Source organism: Arcticibacter eurypsychrophilus (genome assembly GCF_001730525.1).
GTDB lineage: Bacteria > Bacteroidota > Bacteroidia > Sphingobacteriales > Sphingobacteriaceae > Arcticibacter > Arcticibacter eurypsychrophilus.
The window spans coordinates 104,373-124,775 of record NZ_MDFN01000014.1 but is presented as its reverse complement, the minus strand read 5'-3'; the positions used below and the strand labels follow the sequence as shown (position 1 = coordinate 124,775).

The window sequence follows — 20,403 nt, the reverse complement described above, 5'->3', positions numbered from 1 at the left end:
ACCCGGCTGCATCTTATTTTATTATTTACGGGTTAATCTAAACATCAGTACATCATGCGCAGGAACGATTGCTTTTAAGGATTTCTTTGTATTTCCTGCATTCTTTTTAGTCCAAAGGTTACGCATGTTATAATCGCCGGCTTTAACATCAATGGTTCTTTTAGATAATGTATCGGTTAAACCTTGCTGGTTCCAGTCGAAGTTAATTGTCTGCGGATTACTGTTCCTATTTAAAAAGCATACGGCCCATTCTCCATTCATTAAGGGTTTAAACCAGGTTTCCAATTTATCTTTAACACTATACTGATACCCTTGAATACCCAGAGAATCCTGATTAACAGCGATTACATCTTTATTGGTCAGGATATCAATGGTTTGCTGCGACATAGAACGGAGGTCATTACCCGCGATAAGAGGTGCGGCGATCATGGCCCACATGGCAAAATGCGCCCTGTCTTCGTTAACAGCCATTCCATTTCCAACTTCGAGCATGTCGGGATCATTCCAATGACCGGGACCGGCATATTGACGTAGTCCTGCTTGTTTGTCCAGGATCTGCATCACGCCTAATGATTTCCATGTTCCATGATCTTCAACGCAATCAAAGCAATTGTAGATATCCCCGGTAGTGCGCCATAAATGACCTACCTTAGGTCCCCAAATCCATGGTTTATCGTTACCCCACTCACAAATACTTAACACGATAGGCCGTCCGGCTTTTTTTAGTGCAGCAGTAATGGTTTTATAAGCACCTTCTGCCTTTAAGCCATCTGTGTTACACCAGTCGTATTTCAGATAATCAACACCCCATTTTGCATACATCATCGCATCCTGAAATTCATACCCCCTGCTTCCTGGGCGTCCGCCACATGTTTGTGAACCAGCATCAGAATATACTCCTATTTTAAGTCCTTTGGAATGTACATAATCAGCTAAGGCTTTCATTCCGGAAGGAAAACGTTTAGGGTCAGGATGGATGAAACCTAAACTATCCCGATCTCCATGCCAGCAATCGTCCAGATTAATATAGGTGTAACCGGCATCCTTCATTCCGGATTTAACGAAATCATCCGCTATTTCTTTAATTAGCTTTTCGTCAATGTTGCAGGCGAATTTATTCCAGCTGTTCCAACCCATCGGAGGAGTAAGCGCTAAGCCGTCGTATTTAGTATAATCCTGATTATAGTTATTTCCTTGTCCCATTGCTTGAGATACAAAGAGAATAGATGCGCAGATAGATAAAAGGTGCTTGGTTATGCTTTTCATTTATTTTAATTTATACAGACCTGGGATTTTATCACCAAATATCAAGTAAGAATTGTTTTTAAATTTTATAAAATCGGCTGCAGCAGCATGACCAACATAGGGAGTCCAATAAGCATCTTTCGTGTTTGCCCAAACCAGTGCATAGGCAATCTCAATTTTGGAGGATATGAGCACTTTGAGTAATTTCTCGGTATACCAGTCAGATTGGGTCAGATTTATCTGTCCGGTTTCGGTGAGTGCTGCCAGTTTATTCTTTCTAATGGCATAATCAGATACTATTTTAAGTTTCTGGGCGGCTACACTTACTGCTACACCCGTCTTCATATCTTCATAATTATCACATCCAACTAAGTCTACATATGCATCCCCAGGATAATAAGTCAGATAACCGGATTCGGTTGTAAAGTTTCGATCAGGAGACCAGGCGTATAAAAAGTTATGCACCTTAAGTTGGTCCCTCAGATACGTTACGGTATACTGATAAAGCGCTTTATACTGTTCAGGGGTACAATGTCCGGCACCCCACCAGAACCAATTTCCATCCATTTCATGAAAGGGTCTGAATATGATCGGGATCAGTTTACCATCAGCACCAATGAGTGTTTTTGCATAATCTGCTACTTCTTTTAATGAGGCATTAAATGTGGCATTGTCACTGCCTCCGGGAAGGATTTTGCTTACTGCTTCCACAGGGGAATCGGCCCAATAGAAACTTGCTTTAGAAACAGGGTTAGCATAATGCCAGGCGTATGTATTTACGCCACCGCGGTTATAGGCTTCTATGGTCAGCTGTTTGGCAATAGCACCTTCATAGTCGTACCAGGCGCCATTTGCGAAATTCGCAATGTGTAAAAAGTCGTGGCCATAAACTGCTGGATAGACTCCGATAACTGCTTTAACATCAGATTTCGTATTGGTAACACCTATAAATTGTTGTTCATTAGCCCATTGGGTAGTTGCATTATCCACTCCGCGTTTGGTGTCATCCTGATGGCCGAAAAGCGCTTTAGTTTTGGCGCTGACCTTAAGCTGATAGAAAAGTGACGCTGTTTCATCGGTAGCACTTTTATCGGTTAACCAGCTTTTGACTTCTGACATTTCAGGAATCGTTACGACAACAGTAGTGTCTTTAGTGTTTTCTTCGTTTCCACCAGACTCCTTTTTGCAATATGTAAATAGCAGGATCACACATAGAGACAATAATGATGTTCTTTTCATATATTTTATTTCTAGAACTAATGTTCTGTGCTCTTTTATATAAGTATTCAAAAAAAATAGTTGAGCTTATGTAAGTATCTGAATTAGCCTTAATTCAGATACAATTAGATTCAATATTGTTTTATTGGTAAGTAAAGACAGAGGTAAGTCCCCCGATAGAAAGTGTAAACTTTCCAGGTTCGGTAACACGCTTTAAATCATTATTAATAAAAGAAAAGTCCTCCGATTTCAAAGTAAAAGTGAGCACTTTGGATTCTCCTGGTTGTAACTCAATTTTTTGAAAAGCACGTAGTCGTTTTACTTCAGGAGTAATGGAGGCCACCATATCACTGGCATATAAAAGAGCAGTTTCCTTACCGGCTACTTTTCCTGTGTTGCTCATTTTAACCGTTACCGTTAATTCACCGTTTGCATCCAGTGTAGGATCACTTACTTTTAAATCAGAGTAGGTAAATGTGGTATAGCTTAACCCGTAGCCAAATTCCCATTGTGGATTATACCCTGCTGTGGGATCAAATTCGAGTGATTCTGTAAATTTATGGTAATAGTTAGTTAAACTATTGGTGTGTCTTGGGTAGGTGTATGGAAGTTTTCCACTTGGATTAATCTTTCCTGCCAGAACATCAGCAATTACATTTCCACCTTCATTACCAAGTAAATAAGCATGAATGACCGCTTTACTCAAAGGTTCGATAGCGGAGATAATTCTTGGCCTTCCTTCTGTTAGCACAAATACAACGGGTTTTCCTGTTGCAGCAAGTGCTTTGGCTAGTTCAATCTGGGGAGCAGAAATCGTGATATCATCAATATTGCCTGGAGTTTCAGTGTAACTATCTTCACCGATACATAAAACAATGACGTCAGCAGCTGCAGCTTTCGTAACTGCATCCTTCAGGTCTTTAGCTTCTGTGAAGGTAGCACCCTCACTATAAGTTACATTTTCTGTTCCAAATACATTGGTAATGGCTTCAAGGATTGTGTTTTTACCTTTCTCTGTTTCATTCGAGTTGAGTCCCTGCCAGTTTCTGGACCAACCACCATTTAGAGGACGCATGCTGGAAGCGGAAGGACCAGTAACAAAGATCTTTTTCCCTTTTGCAAGAGGAAGGATCTGGTCTTCATTTTTCAACAAAGTAATACACTCTGCAGCAACATCATAGTTAAGCTTATTATGCTGCGGACTGTTAAATAAAGGGTAGTCTTTTGCATTACCTGCAGGCTGATCAAACAGTCCGGCTTCAAACTTCACTTTAAGGATTCGGCTTACTGCATCATCAACACGACTCATACTTACCTTTCCTTCTTTAACTAAAGCAATCAGATCATCGCAAAAGGTAAAATCAGTAGGCACCATACTCATATCGATGCCTGCATTAATGGCGATCATGACGGCATCTTTATTATCCACTGCAATTTTATGGCGCTGATAGAGATACTGAATATCCTGCCAATCGCTCACTATAAAACCTTTAAACTGGAGTTCACCCTTGAGAATATCGGTTAGGATATGCTTGTTGGAATGAACAGGAATTCCGTTGATTTCACCGCTATTCACCATGACTGTTTTGGCACCGGCTTTTACAGCAGCAGCAAATTGAGGAAGAAAATATTCCCTTAACTCCCTTTCAGGAATCCATGCTGGGGTACGATCATGTCCGCTCAAAGGCATACTGTAACCCATATAGTGCTTTAAACAGGCAAATACATGGTATTTATCGATAGTCTGTCCAGATCCTTCATATCCAAGAATAACAGCCTTTCCCATTTCCGTAACCAGATGCGGATCCTCACCATACGTTTCCCAGATTCTAGGCCACACGGGTTGTCTGCCTAAATCAAGAACCGGACTAAAGTTCCATGGAATAAATGCCGCCCTTGTTTCATACGCAGCAACTGCTGCGGCTTTTTGAGCCATTGCAGGGTTAAAAGATGCAGCCTGTGCTATTTGTTGAGGGAATAAAACAGATTCTAACGTATAATTATTACCCCTGATGGCATCAATACCGTAGAGAACAGGAATTTTTATGCGTTCTTTTAAAGCAAGCTTTTGAATCGTTTCAATTCGTTTGCGCCATAGGTCTAAAGTCTGTGCATCTCCGCCAACATTCAGCATTGATCCAATTTTATATTTGGAGATCGCTTCTGTAAGTTTGGCCATATCAAACTCATGCGGTTCATTCAGCTTACCGTTGGTCGATTTTAAAAACGCTTCGACACTAATCTGGGTCATCTGACCTACTTTTTCTTCAAGCGTCATTCTGGAAAGCAGTGTACTTACCTTTTGGTCGACATTCATATTGCTTTGAGACTTAACGTTAAACACAGCAGCAAATAAGCAAACTGAGAGTGCATACTTTTTCATATTCGTTATCGGGTATTTAATGTTTGAGAAAAGGATCTGATTATGTTCCATGTACTGGTGTCACTGTCGAAAACTGAATTAAGGCCCTGTTCTTCCTGAGGGGGATCGCCCATAAAATCATCCCCTTCTTTCCAAAAAAGCTGACCAGGAATTGGTCGTGCGGTTCCACCGAATGCCCATATATTACATCCGGCAATTGGTCCGGCTGCTAATTTACTTTCTTTGATGAGTTTGAAAATTGAATTAAAATATTCGTCTCTTGACTTTGTAGAAGCAGCGATATCAAAGGAATGATCTTCTCGTGGTAATCCAAATTCTTCTATGACAAGAGGTTTGTTGATCTGTTTTGCAATTACTTCATGCTGTTTGATATAGGCATCCGATTTGCTGATCACTTGTGGCAGCTGATCGTTGATTGCAGTTCCAGTGAACCAACCCCAGTTCTTAGGCCAAATATGCAGGGTAAGGTAATCAATTTGAGCAGGTGTATTGACTTCAGCGAATAAAGCAGCTGATTCATCCGTTCCCATAATACCTTCTGTACCAAGGGTTACTAAATGGTTTTTATCAATTGATTTGATGTAAGCGGCTACAGAAGATGTCCATTCTTTATATGCATCAACAGCTGAGGTACGCATTGGTCTGGGTTCATTTGCCAATTCCCATGCCATGATAGCTGGTTCATTGATGTAGGTACGACCTGTATATTTATTCTTATGATTCAGAATCAGGTTGAGTTGTTTGTTATAATCATCCTTACATGGTGCACAGGAGTAAAACTTACTGGTATTATCGCGTAAACCGTCCCAGCTCATTTTGCTTTGCATGGTTGAGTCAGAGATCACTTTGTTCCAGTTGAGATATTGCAGGAAGCCACCACTCCATTCCCAGTTATTACTCAGGAAGAGCACAGCCACCATCTTTCTTTTGCCCATCTCAAAGAGCAAGTAGTCTAATCCTTCAAGAATATCGGGGTTAAACTTTCCCTGCTCTGGTTGGAAGGAGGGTTTTACACGTTCCACACCATTGACCAATCCCCGGCCTTCTGAACCTGCCAGTACACGGAGGTTGTTCACTCCTTTTGATTTAAGAAAATCGAGTTCTTTTTTTAGTCGCTCTTTTCCACGGGAGTTGTCTTTTTCGAGAGCAAGCATGCCGCCATACCAATAGTTGGCACCAATATAGTAGTAGGGTTTATTATTTCGTGTAAAATGAGTGTTTTTTACAGAAACAAAAGTATTTTGGGCATGTATCGTGACATATCCAAACAATAAAATCAATAATATTATAAGTTTTTTAATCATATCATTTACAAAAACGAACTTGCCTCTTATGGATTAAAACCGTGAATAAACAAATTGTTTATCCACGGTTTGATAAAGTTTAGTGTTAAACAGCACTTGAATCGAAGTTAATTGATTGAAATGCTGAATTGCAGAATGTTATTTAATTAGAATCACATCATCAAAATATATGGTTTCATCTGCATTATCAGGTCCTTTTGTCCAAAATCCTAATTGCTTAAAGACAGGCCCCTTGCTCCACAGCAATACTTTGTCCTTTTCTAAGTCAAGCTTAAAGTAAGTCCATACATTTGCAGGAACAACTATTGGAGTTGTGACATCAGCATTACCATAACCAGCTGGACGCTGATCACTAGTCAAATAAATTGTATGTTCTATTAATCCTCCCTTTATCCAAAAAGACAAATACTTATAATTAACATTAGTAACGCCTGTATTCCAACTTGCGACCCCGTTAGCACTCCAATTCCCTTTTCCGTAAGTCGTTTTGAAAGAACTAGCACCTGATCTCGCTACTGTAGATGATACTTCTCCACCACCCCAGGATGCGTTAACAAACCCATTTTGGTAATCATCAGTAAAAATCAGATAAGCATTTGCCATACTAACAAACTCCTGTGTTGTAGAAATAACGCCTGCCTCATTAGTAATATTCAGCTTACTGGAGGTAAGTGTTGTAACCGGCATTTTAATAGTTAAAGTAGTTGCTGTTTTAGACACAATGTCTAATGCTGTACTCTGCCCTGTGAAAACAACTTTACTTACATCAGCTAAATTTTTACCTGTTAATGTAATATTATCACCTGCATTATAATTATAATTTGAAACATTTGTAATAGTTGGCAGGCCGAGCACAGTAAAAGGTACCTTTACCTCTACGCCTTTACTATTTTTAAAAATTATATTTTGTTGTCCAGGAATGACATCTGTTGGAATACGGAAAATCATTGCGTTCTCGGTGTTAAAGTTGGGATTAAAATCCACTAAAACACTATCAGTCTCAAACATTACACTTGTCATACCTCCAATACCATTTCCTGTAATTGTCAGGACTTGATTACTTGCACCCTTTTCCGGATCAATCAAATCTACTTTAGGATTCGAGGAAGCCGAACTCCCGGTACTATCCTCTTTCTCACATGAAAATAAAATGGAAATACATACCAACGCAAGCGCCAGAGACATCCATGATTTAAAATGCTTTTTCATAATCTCTATATACTAGAATGTATTATTATCATTATTTATAATAAGGCACAGCCTCTTGTAATAACTGCGGATCAGATACAGTCTCAGCTTGAGGTATCGGCAAAAACAATTGCGATTCGGAGGTTAAATGAGCGTAGAGATGATTGACTCCAGTTCCTGAATAGCTCCCTCTATCCTGTTTTTCAATAATTGCTTTAGCTTTGGTGAAACCTTGCCTTTGAATATCAAACCAGTAATCGCCTTCATAAGCAAATTCAGCCCTTCTTTCTTTTAAAATAACATCCGGAGTTAGCGCCGTTACTGGTACATCATTAAAGTTATGATTCCGGTTATGCACCTTATTGAAAGCTGCTAATGCACTTGCATCACTTGTGGAGGCACCCTCTGCGAGTACTGATTCGGCATAGATAAGCAACACATCGGCATATCTTAACATATAAGTACAGATACTGGAGGATCCATTAGGGCTTAGTGGTTCACCATTTGAGCCAGGGCCAACAACATATTTTAAAGAGTTTGCTCTGGATCCATTTCTTAATGTGGTCACTGTCTCATACTGAGTACCCGTTGTATCATATTTAAATCCATCAGGGAAGTTCGAATTCGTCCAGTCTTTCCTGGTAAAACCTTGTTCCATATTAGACCATTGCCTTCTTTTGTCTTGTGGGGCATAAGAATTCAAAACGTCTATGGTAGGATAAACGGATGAATATCCGGTACCAAAGCCAGGTTTAAGAAGTGTTGAAGGTGCGGCATATGCATTTACTGCATTAGCATACCCATATCCACCTCCTGCAATCCATTGAAGAGCAAATAAAGACTCCACATTATTATTCGCAGCAGAGCTTGTGAACATCTTTTCATAATCAGGATAAAGATCGTATTTGCCGGATGCCATTACTTCAGATGCTTCTTTTTTAGCATTTGCATAATCTTTCATATACAAATAAACCTTAGCCATCATTCCAGCTGCAGAATAGCTACTTGCGCGACCAGGAGCATATGGAGCAGCAGGCAAATTATCTTTAGCATATTGCAGATCTTCCAAAACAAAGCGAAGTACATCAGCCTGAAGATAACGAGGTATATTATAATCACCAGAGCCAGCCAAAGCGACCGGATCTTCTACAATAGGCACATCTTTAAAAATGCGTGCCAGATAGAAATAAGCGACTCCTCTCATGAATCTACTCTCTGCTATTCCTAAATCAAGATAAGCGCCATCAGCTACACTAGCTTTCTTTTGCTCAAATGTTTTAAGTAATACGGTAGAAGTTCCCGCAACTTTATAAAGCGAACGCCAGGTACTTGAAACCATGCCATCGGTGCTTAATACAGTGAAGTTATTAAAGCTACCTCCATCATAATTAACACCTGTTTCGGTTAACATATTTCCACTTAAGGCTTCTCCAATTGAATGGAAGGCTTTGTCGGAATAATCGTACCATACTGAATTGTAAAGATAGCCTGTCGCCGCATTCACTTCTTGCGCGTTGACATAATAAGTATCCAATGTAGGGTTATTTACTGAAGGACGATCAAGGAAATCTTCTTTACAGGATGCCAAACAAATTATGCTTATTAATATAAAGCTTATTTTATATTTTTTCATTTCTAATCAAATTAATCGGGTTAAAACTGAATGTTTGCTCCAATAGTAAAAGTCCTTGGTGTAGGATAATGACCATTATCAACATTCGCAGATAGCACATCTTTGTTAAAGGAACCAATCTCAGGATCGTAACCTGAATATTTAGTAAAGGTGTACACATTTTGTGCTGACACATATATCCTGGCTGAGGTCATCTTTATCGGATTGATCCATTTTGATGGAACATTGTAACCAAAAGAGATGTTTTGAATCCTTAAGTAAGAACCATCTTCCACATAACGATCTGATATCCTGGTATTATTACTGTGCCATCCATTAACAAACCTTGGCATATCGGAAGTAGGATTACTTTCTGTATATCTATTCAAAACAGTGGTTAACTGATTTAAGTATGGGCTAATTAAAGATTCAGAATACTTACGGGTCCAATTAAATATATCACCTCCCTGTACTCCTTGTAAGAAAACTGAAAGATCGAACCCTTTATAATTAAATGTATTCGTTAAACCATAGGTAAAATCAGGGTTTGGATTACCAATTACGGTAACGTCTTCACTTCCTATTTTACCATCAGGAACACCATTGGGACCACTGATATCTTTGAAGCGAACATCTCCCAGCCAGATACCTGTCTGTCCTACTGGTATTCCCTGACCTATTGCATTCAGTTCTTCCTGACTTCGAAAAAGTCCATCGGTGACATATCCATAAAAAGTACCAACCGGACCACCTGCCTGCGTAAAATTAACTACTGATGCAGGTGTGAAATCTTGTTCAATACCTTTTAGAATCGCATTTTGAGAATTTAATTTTACTAGTAAGTTCTTATATCTGCTAAATACCACATTGGTCTTCCAGTTGAACTCTTTACCTTGAATATTGTAACTGGTTAATCCAATATCGATCCCTTTATTACTCATTTCCCCTGCGTTTGTTACAGGAGGCTCGATGTCTTTATACGAATTTGTTGGTGGATTAGGGTCTAATCCTGCAAAAACAGGTAAAGTAGTAGACAGGATCATATTAGTAGTTTTCTTATTATAGATATCAACTGATAGCTCCAGCTTCTTGTTAAATAGGGTAGCGTCAATACCAGCATTCTGGGTGGTTACAGATTCCCAACTCAAATCAGGGTTACCTACATTAGCGGGAACTCCACCAGCACCAAATGGAGATATACTAAAGATTCTAATATTTGTAGTATATGCGTTTGCAACACGTGAGTTTTGATTACCTACTGAACCTACACCTAAACGTAACTTCAAATAATCTACAAATTTCCAGTTCTTTGCGAATTGCTCATTTGTAATTGTCCAGGCACCTGATGCAGCTGTAAAATAAGCCACTTTGTTATTTGTACCAAAACTTGAAGATCCGTCTCTTCTATAGGAACCACTTATCGAATATCTACTATCAAAGGTATAGCTAGCCCTTCCAAAATACGATTCCATACTTCCATCTCCTTTAGGAGCACCTGTACCTGCTGGATCAATTGTTCCAGCATTTATGGACATCAGGTTTTTCTGCAGGTTAGTTGCGGTTATGTATTTATTATCCCAACGAGACACTTGTGCTTCATGTCCAGCTACAGCATTAATAGCATGCTTCCCAAAGGCATTATTAAAGCTCAGGTAATTTCTAACTGCCCAAAAGAAACTCGAATTATCATCTTCTCTCAACCTACTAGGAGATAATATAGATTGCTTTGTAATTGTATTTGTTATTAAAGGTTGAAAAGCATGATTTTGAGCCAACTGAAAATCATAATTCACTTCATTTCTTAACGTCAGATATTTTGTAAATCCAATCTCTGCATAAAGATTTCCATAGACCTTGTTCTGAATTGAACCAACATCCCGCAATAAGGCTGTAGCTATTGGATTGCTTGTACTGGTTCCAAAGGCGTTACTTCCTAAAGAGGTTGTGGTAATAAACTGCCCGTCTGCACTCCGAACTGGAGTTGCCGGACTATTATATAATACAATTGTAGTAGGAGTCTCAGTACCATCTGTCAATGTGATTTTTTGATTACTGCGAGACAAATTGCCACTTACCCCTGCCCTAAGCCACTTATTTACTTGTTGATCAACACCGATTCTGGAAGAGTATCTATTAAATTTAGATCCGATAATAGTACCACCTTGATCAAAATAGTTAAGGGAAAAATAATAATTTGTTTTCTCATGACCACCAGAAAAAGACAGTTGATGATTAGCCATATTTCCTCGTTGAAATAAGGCATCCTGCCAATCTGTTCCTGCTCCTAATAGAGAAGGATTAGCAAATTCATCAATTACATTTAAAGCACCTCCAGTAGCTGCCACTTCTGGAATAAGAGAATTGTAATAGGTAGCAAACTGACTCAAGTTCATTACATCCAGTTTTTTAGGTACGGTTTGTGCACCATAATAAACATCGTAATTAATTTTACTTTCGCCGCTCTTCCCTTTTTTAGTCGTGATAATCACAACTCCATTTCCTCCCAATGAACCATATATGGCTTGAGCAGATGCATCTTTTAAGATATCTATTGAAGCAATATCATTCGGATTTAAGGTTGACAACACACTTTGGGAAGACTGTCCAGCTTTACCACCCAACTGATCCTGGGCAATAGTACTTGTAGATGTCAAAATTGGGATTCCATCTATTACATATAAAGGTTCAACTCCATTAACAGATGTAATACCTCTAATCCTTAACGATACCCCTCCTCCTGGCTGTCCGCCATTACTGGTAACGGTTACACCTGATACCTTTCCCTGTAAAGCCTGATCAATACCTGATACCGGTAAGTTTTTTATATCTCTTTCACCAATAGAAGAGATAGAGGATGTCACCTCAGATCGTCTAATCGACCCATATCCAATAACGACCACTTCATTCAGGTTGGTATTGGCATCTTTCAATGCTACATTAATAGTAGTTTTGTTACCTATTGAAATTTCCTGAGGAGTCATTCCAACAAATGATACAACAATACTGGTACCTCCCTGAGGAACCGTTAATGTAAACTGCCCGTTTACATTGGTCATTGTGGATGACTTGGTATTTTTGACTGTAACGGAGGCTCCGGGAAGTGTGCCCCCTTTGTCGTCGGAAACTGTTCCTTTTATAACACGTTGACTAGTTTGAGCCATTGTTTGGACCCAAGGATTTGCAGCGGTTAATGCAAACAGTACCATTAGTAGTAAAACTTTTCGCATGTTTATTTGAATTAGTTAATGAAAAGATTTTCTCCCTTTTTTCATGTAATTAATCTTCTTTTTCAGAGTAGATTAATTTTAATATCATCAAAAAGAGCAGGTTAATAATTTTTAATTTAGATTTTCAGCAGTACTATAAGGAGCTGATATCTGACACGAGACACTTGCTTAAGAATTCTTCCTTGAACATTTCTTAGAACCATGGTTTAATTTTACATAATCACCTTTTGAATGGTTGTAAATTGATTTGATTATACTTCTCGTACTTGTATAAATACTAGGTTATTGTTTGTAATGTCTATTTAATGATTAAAGAGAAGATTTTAGCTTAAGCGCTTAAGGTTATAAAATCAAATCTGTTAACACCGTTTAAATAGCATTTAACCAGATGATGCACTAAAATAATAACCAACAGAAAAGATAGCTAACAGATGTTTTATTGATATAGTTATTTGCATTGCAGGTTGAATAATTAGTATTTCAAAAGTATGCTCAAATCTTATTATCCTATAATATTATTTTAGCTATACTTAACTAATTATTATCAAAAAATACTCTATGAGAGTATTAAAGTGATATTTACAAAAAGGACGAAATGATATTTTTTTATCTTGGTCAAGTACTTTTTAATCATTCTATTCTAATATTTAATTAGAGGATCAAGCTATGGTAGATTAACTAAAAGATTTCACTTAGAAATGAATTATTGATAAAGTAGCAGTTTTATATAGACAAGTGAATTATTCCGATTTGCAACCTATAGATAGTCATTCTAGCATTTATAGAATTTGCAATCATTCATTTTTAGTTATTTCAGGACGTATTTAACTAAATAGATTATATCAGCGCTAATTCATATCTGGTATCTTAATCTGCCTAAAAAGGATCCTTATTTCATTACCGAAAAATAAGATTCCAATTCTTCCAGCGTATTCCCATCTGTCTGAATATCCTTAATAATCAGTCCTTTTTCCATCAACAATATCCGCTTGCAAACATCCGTTACATGGTTTAAATCATGACTAGAGACAATTGAAGTAATCTGACCTTCAGCTGCAACCTGCTTTAACATATTTTTCAGTCTGAATTGTGTACTGGGGTCAATATTTGCAAAAGGCTCATCCAGCATAATGATTTCAGGGTTTTGCATCAGGCAGGCAACTACACCCACCTTACATTGGTTTCCTTTCGAAAGATCCCTGATATACTTCTTCTTCCCCAGAATCTCTCCATTGAAGAAATCGGTAAAGGCTTCCAATTTAACATCAATATCTGCACGAGAGACCTGATACAAGGAGCCTATATAGTAAAAATACTCTTCGGGAGTCAGGTATTCAATCAGGAACCCTTCATCCAGATAAGAACCTGTATAATCCTTCCAGGTATCCGTATCAGAAACATTGCTATCCTTAGAAAGCACCACACCACTATCCTTACGGATCAAGTCTAGGATAATCCTAAATAAAGTGGTTTTTCCGGCACCATTATTCCCTACAAGGCCAATCGATTCGCCCTTATTAATCTGCAAGGAAGGAATATCTACTACAGTTATCCCGTTATATGTCTTTTTTAAATCTTTTATCTCGATCATCATGATTATTCGTTTCTAAACCCTTCTGCAATTTGGTAACGCTTTTCACTAAACTCTTTAACCAGCAAGCCGAGCCAGAAGTTCCTGGTCATCATGCCTGCTAAACCAACAAATCCGATGCATAATACTCCGGCCATAGATTGCCCCAAAAGACTGAATGGGGCATAAACAACAAATGGAAGGGTAAACAAAGGAATACTTAAAATCCACTGAGAAGCACCTACCCCCTCCCAGTTAAATGAAGCGCCTTTTGATAAATCAATCCGCTTATAATTGCGGGTAGCAAAGTACAATACAATCAGTGTATTTATTCCCAGATTCCATAAAAGCATGGCTGATTGTACTAATAACACCTTCCAACCGAAGTATACATAAGGTATCGTCAGGATGTAAGTAATGGAAGAAAAGGAATAAAACAGGATTAACTTAGACTTAAAAAAATCCAAAGCCTTAATTTTATGCGCCATAATACCATCAAAGTGACTGGCCTGCCAGCTAAACATGAACTGCCCGTAGTTGATAATGAAGATCCCGGTCATGAACATGCCCGCAAAAATTTTCCATCCGAAACCAACACCATATGCTGGGTTTGGGTAAAACAGCAAACCATAAAACATCATCAAACCACAGATTTTAAGGGATGATGATGGTCTTTTATTTCGCAGTACTAATTTAAGTTCTGTTGCGGCCAATTGTCCGGCAACGCCAAATTTATTGAAGAACGAAATATCCGTACTTGTTTTCTCTCCGGAGTGATCAGATCGAAGTTCATCCAGATAGAGGTTATTCTTTAGAAATTTATAGTTAATAAAAAATATGGCTATGGCCATAAATAAAGGAATGAAAGCCAATACCGGCAGCTGATATAAATGAGTAAAAAGCAATTTGGATACATAGGAGATCGAAATGATATGCCAGTGAAAATCCAGCAAGCCTAAACCTGCCACTACTGCTACAAAGGCTAATAAAAACCAACTGTTCAGGTTTACTTTTCGTTTAAACCAAAGACTGAAGAAATGATTAAACAATGTTAAGCCTATAATTGCCAGAAGATAGCCCCAAAAGATCCCTACTCCATGGTAAGGTAAGACCTGTTTCAAAAGGAAGGGTAGGGTAAGCATAACGGGAGCCAGATTGAATCCTGTCCACAGTGAACTCACGCTTAAATAATTCACAATCTGATCTCGGCTAACACGCAAGGCAAGATAAGGCCTGACACTTAAGGTAGGCAGCTCCTGCAATTGGAAACGCATCAGCAGATCAAAAATAAAGTAATACAGTAAAATACCATTGAAGGCATCAAGTACACGCTCTAAGGGGAAGAGCTCATCTAGGATTTCATCTAAAAAATAGGCGACAACTACTACATTAAGAAAGAGATACAGCAGTAGAAAAGCCATTACAACTCGTACTGCTACACTTTTACCCGTATTTTTAGATCGCCAGAATGCTTTCCACTGGTGTTGCAAAAAGGATAAGATCATGCATCCAAGATAAAAATATCTTTTTAATATTTATACTTATTTTTCCACAAGGAACGGAGCTTTTCACGGAGCTTTTGCTCACTGGCGTTATCTCCAGGATCGTACAGTTTGGTACCACTTAATGGCGCTGGAAAATACTCCTGCTCCTTAAAATTATTTTCGTAAGAATGGGCGTATTTGTAATCTTTACCATATCCAATGTTTTTCATCAGCTTGGTAGGAGCATTCCGGATATGAAGGGGAACGGGCAGATCGCCAGTGCTGCTCACCAGCTCTTGTGCCATAGCAATGGCCATATAACTTGCATTGCTTTTCGCAGAGGAAGCCAGGTAGGTAACCGTCTGCGATAGAATAATACGCGATTCAGGCCACCCTATTACATTCACCGCCTGGAAACAGGTATTGGCCAATAGCAATGCATTCGGATTCGCATTGCCAATATCTTCTGAAGCAAGGATCAATAAACGACGTGCAATAAAGGAAGGATCTTCTCCCCCGGCAATCATGCGTGCCAGCCAATAAACGGCTGCATTGGGATCGCTCCCTCGTATGGACTTGATAAAAGCGGAAATGATATCATAATGATTCTCCCCTGCTTTATCATACATCGCCATATTCTGCTGCACATGTGCCAATACAATCTCATTCGTAATCTCTACTTCGTCTTTTCCACTTGCATTGACTACTAGCTCCAGCACATTCAGTAAACGCCTTGCATCTCCCCCTGAAAGGCGCATCAGGGCTTCGTGCTCCTTAACAAGAATCTTCTTTTTTGAAAGATATTGATCCTGTGTGATTGCCCTGTTGATTAATTCAAGCAGGTCTTCTTCCGTCAGGTTCTTAAGAATATAAACCTGACTCCTTGATAAAAGGGCAGATATCACCTCAAAAGATGGATTTTCTGTGGTCGCACCAATTAAAGTAACCAGTCCCCTTTCTACCGCCCCAAGTAAAGAATCTTGTTGCGACTTAGAGAATCTATGGATTTCATCTATAAACAACACAGGAAGGTTATCCTCCGTTTCTTTAAGCTTCGCCGCCTTTTCTATTACCTCACGGACATCTTTAACGCCAGAATTGATTGCACTCAGACTAAAAAAAGGCCTGCTCAATCGTTGTGATATAATATAAGCCAGCGTAGTTTTACCTACACCGGGAGGCCCCCACAAGATCATAGAGGGTAGGTTTCCACTCTCAATAGCCTTGCGCAACACAGCATTCGGGCCAACCAAATGCTGTTGTCCAGAGTAATCATCCAGCGTTGCCGGACGCATACGCTCTGCTAATGGAGGTATTGTAGCCATTTATCCTTTCTTAACTTCCTTTGCCCAGGTGTCTTTTAATGTTACCGTACGATTGAAAACAAGATTTCCTTCTACGGAATCTTTATCTAAGGTATAATATCCTTTACGTATAAACTGGTATCCACGACCCATTTCTGCATGTGCCATATCCGGCTCCATATATACTTCAGGCATTACCTGCAAACTTGCCTGATTAATAATTTCTAAAAAATCCTTTCCATTGGACATTGGATCTTCATCATTGAAAAGCCGGTCATATAACCTTACCTCAGCTTTTGAGGCATGAGGAATACTGACCCAGTGGATCGTACCCTTAACCTTAATGGCTGATGTATCATGGCCTGATTTAGATTCCGGGATATAAGAACAATGAACCTCAGTTACATTACCTTGTTCGTCCTTTACAAAATCGTCGCATTTAATGATATACGCGCTTTTTAATCTGACCATTAAACCTGGACCGAGTCTAAAATACTTCTTAGAGGGGATTTCCATAAAGTCATCCCGCTCAATCCACAACTCGCGACTGAAAGGAATTGCCCTTGAGCCATCCCCACCTTCTACTTCCGGATTGTTTTCGCCTTCAAAGATTTCTTCCTGTCCTTCCGGATAATTAGTGATCACCAGCTTAAGAGGATCAAGCACAGCCATCCGTCTCCAGGCAGATTTATTTAAATCTTCCCTGACACAGAATTCAAGCAGACTTACATCAATTACATTCTCTCTTTTGGCTACACCAATACGGTCGCAAAACTCCAGAATAGAGTCACGCGTATATCCTCTGCGGCGCATACCACTTATGGTGGGCATCCGTGGATCATCCCAGCCATTCACAAACCCCTCGTTTACTAATTGCAGTAAACGGCGCTTGCTCATCACGGTATAGGTCATATTCAACCGTGCAAACTCATATTGTTTGGTAGGGAATATTTCCAATTCATCTATAAACCAATCATATAAAGGACGATGGGGTATAAATTCTAGTGTACAAATAGAATGTGTAATCTTTTCAATGGAATCTGACTGACCATGAGCGAAATCATACATCGGGTAAATGCACCAGGTGTCCCCTGTACGGTGATGATTTACATGACGGATCCGGTACATAATAGGATCACGCAGATGCATGTTTGGTGATGCGAGATCTATTTTCGCACGTAATACCCGCTCGCCGTCTTTATACTTACCTTCCTTCATTTCAGAAAACAAAAGAAGGTTTTCGGCTATACTACGGCTTCTGTATTGATTTGCAACACCGGCTTCCGTTGGGGTACCTTTTTGCAAAGCTATTTCATCGGGGCTACTATCGTCTACGTAGGCAAGTCCTTTTTCAATAAGCTTTACCGCGAAAGAATAGATCTGATCAAAATAATCAGAAGCATATAACTCCTCTTCCCATTCAAACCCAAGCCATCTGACATCTTCTTTAATACTTTCTACATATTCAGTTTCTTCCTTCTCCGGATTAGTGTCATCAAAACGAAGATTGGTTTTGCCGTTATATTTTCGGGCGAGTCCAAAATTCAGACAGATTGATTTAGCATGACCGATGTGCAGGTAGCCATTAGGTTCAGGCGGGAAACGCGTATGCACACGTCCATCATTTTTCCCATTCCTTATATCTTCTTCTATTATTTCTTCTATAAAATTCAGTGACCGTTCTTCGCTCATATATGCCTTAAAAAGGCTACAAAAGTACTAAACATTTAAGCTTTAGCGATTAGAATTCTTCTATTAATATGGAATTAGGTATAGCATCAAACTTTTCGGCAGTATAAATTACGATAATATCAATTCGTTAAAGCGAGGAACCATCTTGAAGACAACTGGCTTGGTGGTTCGATTCATAGAGCTTGCTTGTTCGTTGCAGCTTCGCTGTTGTTCCGTGTTTAGTCGAAGAACTAGCGAAGAAAGAAGGAGTATAGCAGGGAAAAAAAGCCTTGTAATAATGAACGCGGGACCTAGTTGAGCTCTACCTGGTGTCACAAAGATTAAAAATAATTATAAAACGGAGTGTGATTATGGTAAATATTAATTAAATAACGGTGTCTAACATCGAAACTGTGGCAAAATTGGTTAATCTTTACATTAGTTGTAGAAATAATTTCCCATGTTGAATATATAATTTATCTTTATTTCCGTTTGTAAATTTATTATGAAAAGGATTTTAATAGTTGATGATGAAGTAAATATTGGCCTTTTATTATCGAAGTTCCTAACAAGGAACGGATATGAGGTAAATACAGCGTTAAGTGGGGCTTCAGCTATGGATTTACTTTCCAAAGAAACCTATCATTTAGTATTATGCGACTTCCGACTTGAGGATACAGATGGAAGGGAAATTTTAAAGAAAATAAAAACGCTTTATCCAGGTACAGGTGTAATTATTATAACGGGCTACTCAGATATCAAACTTGCCGTTGAATTAATAAAAATGGGGGCCTATGATTACATTACGAAACCACTATATCCCGACGAAATTTTAAATACAATCAATAAAGCTTTTGAAACACAGGTTGCTTTGTCAACTCCAAGGACAAGTGTTATTTCCGATTTTAATCAGAATGAAAGAAGCAACAAGACAGGCGACTATCCCGAACAATATGTTATAGGAGAGAGTACTGCAGCTAAAGAATTACTCAAGCAAATTGAATTAATATCTCCTACAAACTACAGTGTTATTTTAACAGGTGAAAGTGGAACAGGAAAAGAATCTATTGCTCATGCAATACATTTAAAAAGTAATCGCAGAGATAAGCCGTTTATCGCTATGGACTGTGGCTCTCTTACTAAAGAATTGGCTGGAAGTGAGTTCTTCGGACATGAGAAAGGTTCTTTTACAGGAGCGCTGTACACGAAGATAGGCCATTTTGAACTGGCTAACGGAGGAACTCTTTTCCTGGATGAAGTAGGAAATCTATCTTACGAGATTCAAGCGGCACTTTTACGTACCGTGCAGGAAAGAAAAGTCAAACGAATTGGTGGCACAAAAGAAATTGATCTTGACGTACGTCTTATCGTTGCAACAAATGAAAATCTTCAGGAGGCCATTCAAAAAGGCCGTTTTAGAGAAGACCTTTACCATCGTTTTAATGAATTCAATATCCTTCTTCCCCCTCTAAGAAATAGAGAAGTTGATATTATCATTTTTGCTCAGAACTTTTTAAAGTTTACTAATAAAGAGCTGAATAAAAACGTAGAGGGGTTCTCGGATGAAGTTATAGAATGCCTGATGACATACAACTGGCCCGGAAACGTTCGTGAATTAAAGAATGTGATTAGAAGAGCTACGCTATTATCTGAGTCCAGTAAAATTCAACTGAAGTCTATTCCCCTTGAGATTTCAACTTTTGCAAAAGTATCAGCAATTGAAACAGCTGTAGACAGCATTCATTTACGTGATCATAAACGCGGATTGAAGGACGCTGCACTTGAAGCTGAATATGAGACCATTTTACGGGTTCTTAAAGAAGTTAATTTTAACAAAACTAAGGCTGCACAACTATTGAATATAGATAGAAAGACGCTATACAATAAGATGAAAGCCATTAATTTGGAATAAATTTAGCTTATTAAGCTTGATCTATATCTACTTCTTAACTGACTTCCCGGAAGTTTCTCTCTCCGGTTAAATCATTTCTTCATTTTAATGCAGATTGCTACTTATCTGATTCTTTAACAGCTGGGATAATCAGTGCTTAATGGCATTAAATTTGATTATCACTATAAAAGTATGTTTCATCATTTATATTCAAAAGAGCTATTGGAAGGAATTATTTTTTATGGCTTAAAATCTAAATGGAGACTTATTATATCCAGAATACTTCCCTACGTTAAATAACACAAG

General features: G+C 38.6%; 12 protein-coding genes. 1 reads left to right on the top strand and 11 read right to left on the bottom strand.

Translation table 11 applies throughout. The features are described from left to right. Positions 1 to 21 precede the first annotated feature (21 nt). The 11 genes from BFL47_RS09600 to BFL47_RS09550 form a co-directional block, all read right to left on the bottom strand. Entirely contained in the window at positions 22 to 1,266 is a 1,245-nt protein-coding gene (locus BFL47_RS09600) for a glycoside hydrolase family 27 protein (RefSeq protein WP_083257095.1), read from the bottom strand. Continuing rightward, positions 1,267 to 2,484 carry a glycoside hydrolase family 26 protein gene (locus BFL47_RS09595; protein WP_083257094.1) on the bottom strand — a complete coding sequence of 406 codons (1,218 nt, stop codon included), beginning with the start codon at positions 2,482 to 2,484 and terminating at the stop codon, positions 1,267 to 1,269. Between the two features lie 121 nt (positions 2,485 to 2,605). After that, positions 2,606 to 4,846, bottom strand: coding sequence for a glycoside hydrolase family 3 N-terminal domain-containing protein (locus tag BFL47_RS09590; protein WP_069659576.1), 2,241 nt, complete (start codon positions 4,844 to 4,846; stop codon positions 2,606 to 2,608). Positions 4,847 to 4,851: 5 nt separating this feature from the next. Next, entirely contained in the window at positions 4,852 to 6,150 is a 1,299-nt protein-coding gene (locus tag BFL47_RS09585; protein ID WP_069659575.1) for a glycoside hydrolase 5 family protein, read from the bottom strand. Between the two features lie 138 nt (positions 6,151 to 6,288). After that, positions 6,289 to 7,359: an IPT/TIG domain-containing protein gene (locus BFL47_RS09580; protein ID WP_069659574.1), complete on the bottom strand. Its 1,071-nt coding sequence runs from the start codon at positions 7,357 to 7,359 to the stop codon at positions 6,289 to 6,291. A 31-nt stretch (positions 7,360 to 7,390) separates the two neighbouring features. Then, positions 7,391 to 8,971, bottom strand: a complete 1,581-nt coding sequence (locus BFL47_RS09575; protein WP_069659573.1) for a RagB/SusD family nutrient uptake outer membrane protein — start codon at positions 8,969 to 8,971, stop codon at positions 7,391 to 7,393. A gap of 20 nt (positions 8,972 to 8,991) precedes the next feature. Beyond that, positions 8,992 to 12,177 (bottom strand): SusC/RagA family TonB-linked outer membrane protein, encoded by a 3,186-nt coding sequence (locus BFL47_RS09570; protein ID WP_069659572.1) that lies wholly within the window; start codon positions 12,175 to 12,177, stop codon positions 8,992 to 8,994. Positions 12,178 to 13,066: 889 nt separating this feature from the next. Further along, a complete protein-coding gene (locus BFL47_RS09565; RefSeq protein WP_083257093.1) occupies positions 13,067 to 13,771 on the bottom strand; it encodes an ABC transporter ATP-binding protein in 705 nt (234 codons plus the stop codon). Positions 13,772 to 13,773: 2 nt separating this feature from the next. Continuing rightward, a complete protein-coding gene (locus BFL47_RS09560) occupies positions 13,774 to 15,252 on the bottom strand; it encodes a DUF5687 family protein (RefSeq protein ID WP_069659571.1) in 1,479 nt (492 codons plus the stop codon). A gap of 23 nt (positions 15,253 to 15,275) precedes the next feature. Then, positions 15,276 to 16,556: a replication-associated recombination protein A gene (locus BFL47_RS09555; protein WP_069659570.1), complete on the bottom strand. Its 1,281-nt coding sequence runs from the start codon at positions 16,554 to 16,556 to the stop codon at positions 15,276 to 15,278. Beyond that, positions 16,557 to 18,227, bottom strand: a complete 1,671-nt coding sequence (locus BFL47_RS09550; protein WP_069659569.1) for a glutamine--tRNA ligase/YqeY domain fusion protein — start codon at positions 18,225 to 18,227, stop codon at positions 16,557 to 16,559. It lies immediately after the preceding gene. A 484-nt stretch (positions 18,228 to 18,711) separates the two neighbouring features. Here BFL47_RS09550 and BFL47_RS09545 point away from each other — a divergent pair, with 484 nt between their 5' ends. Then, the gene (locus tag BFL47_RS09545; RefSeq protein ID WP_069659568.1) at positions 18,712 to 20,118 is read left to right on the top strand and encodes a sigma-54-dependent transcriptional regulator; all 1,407 of its coding nucleotides are present in this window, start codon (positions 18,712 to 18,714) and stop codon (positions 20,116 to 20,118) included. Positions 20,119 to 20,403 lie beyond the last annotated feature (285 nt).

Coding starts and splice junctions, on each gene's coding strand:
- BFL47_RS09580 (WP_069659574.1), bottom strand. CDS start 7,359: ATGAAAAAGCATTTTAAATCATGGATGTCTCTGGCGCTTGCGTTGGTA.
- BFL47_RS09565 (WP_083257093.1), bottom strand. CDS start 13,771: ATGATGATCGAGATAAAAGATTTAAAAAAGACATATAACGGGATAACT.
- BFL47_RS09550 (WP_069659569.1), bottom strand. CDS start 18,227: ATGAGCGAAGAACGGTCACTGAATTTTATAGAAGAAATAATAGAAGAA.
- BFL47_RS09595 (WP_083257094.1), bottom strand. CDS start 2,484: ATGAAAAGAACATCATTATTGTCTCTATGTGTGATCCTGCTATTTACA.
- BFL47_RS09585 (WP_069659575.1), bottom strand. CDS start 6,150: ATGATTAAAAAACTTATAATATTATTGATTTTATTGTTTGGATATGTC.
- BFL47_RS09600 (WP_083257095.1), bottom strand. CDS start 1,266: ATGAAAAGCATAACCAAGCACCTTTTATCTATCTGCGCATCTATTCTC.
- BFL47_RS09560 (WP_069659571.1), bottom strand. CDS start 15,252: ATGATCTTATCCTTTTTGCAACACCAGTGGAAAGCATTCTGGCGATCT.
- BFL47_RS09555 (WP_069659570.1), bottom strand. CDS start 16,556: ATGGCTACAATACCTCCATTAGCAGAGCGTATGCGTCCGGCAACGCTG.
- BFL47_RS09575 (WP_069659573.1), bottom strand. CDS start 8,971: ATGAAAAAATATAAAATAAGCTTTATATTAATAAGCATAATTTGTTTG.
- BFL47_RS09590 (WP_069659576.1), bottom strand. CDS start 4,846: ATGAAAAAGTATGCACTCTCAGTTTGCTTATTTGCTGCTGTGTTTAAC.
- BFL47_RS09545 (WP_069659568.1), top strand. CDS start 18,712: ATGAAAAGGATTTTAATAGTTGATGATGAAGTAAATATTGGCCTTTTA.
- BFL47_RS09570 (WP_069659572.1), bottom strand. CDS start 12,177: ATGCGAAAAGTTTTACTACTAATGGTACTGTTTGCATTAACCGCTGCA.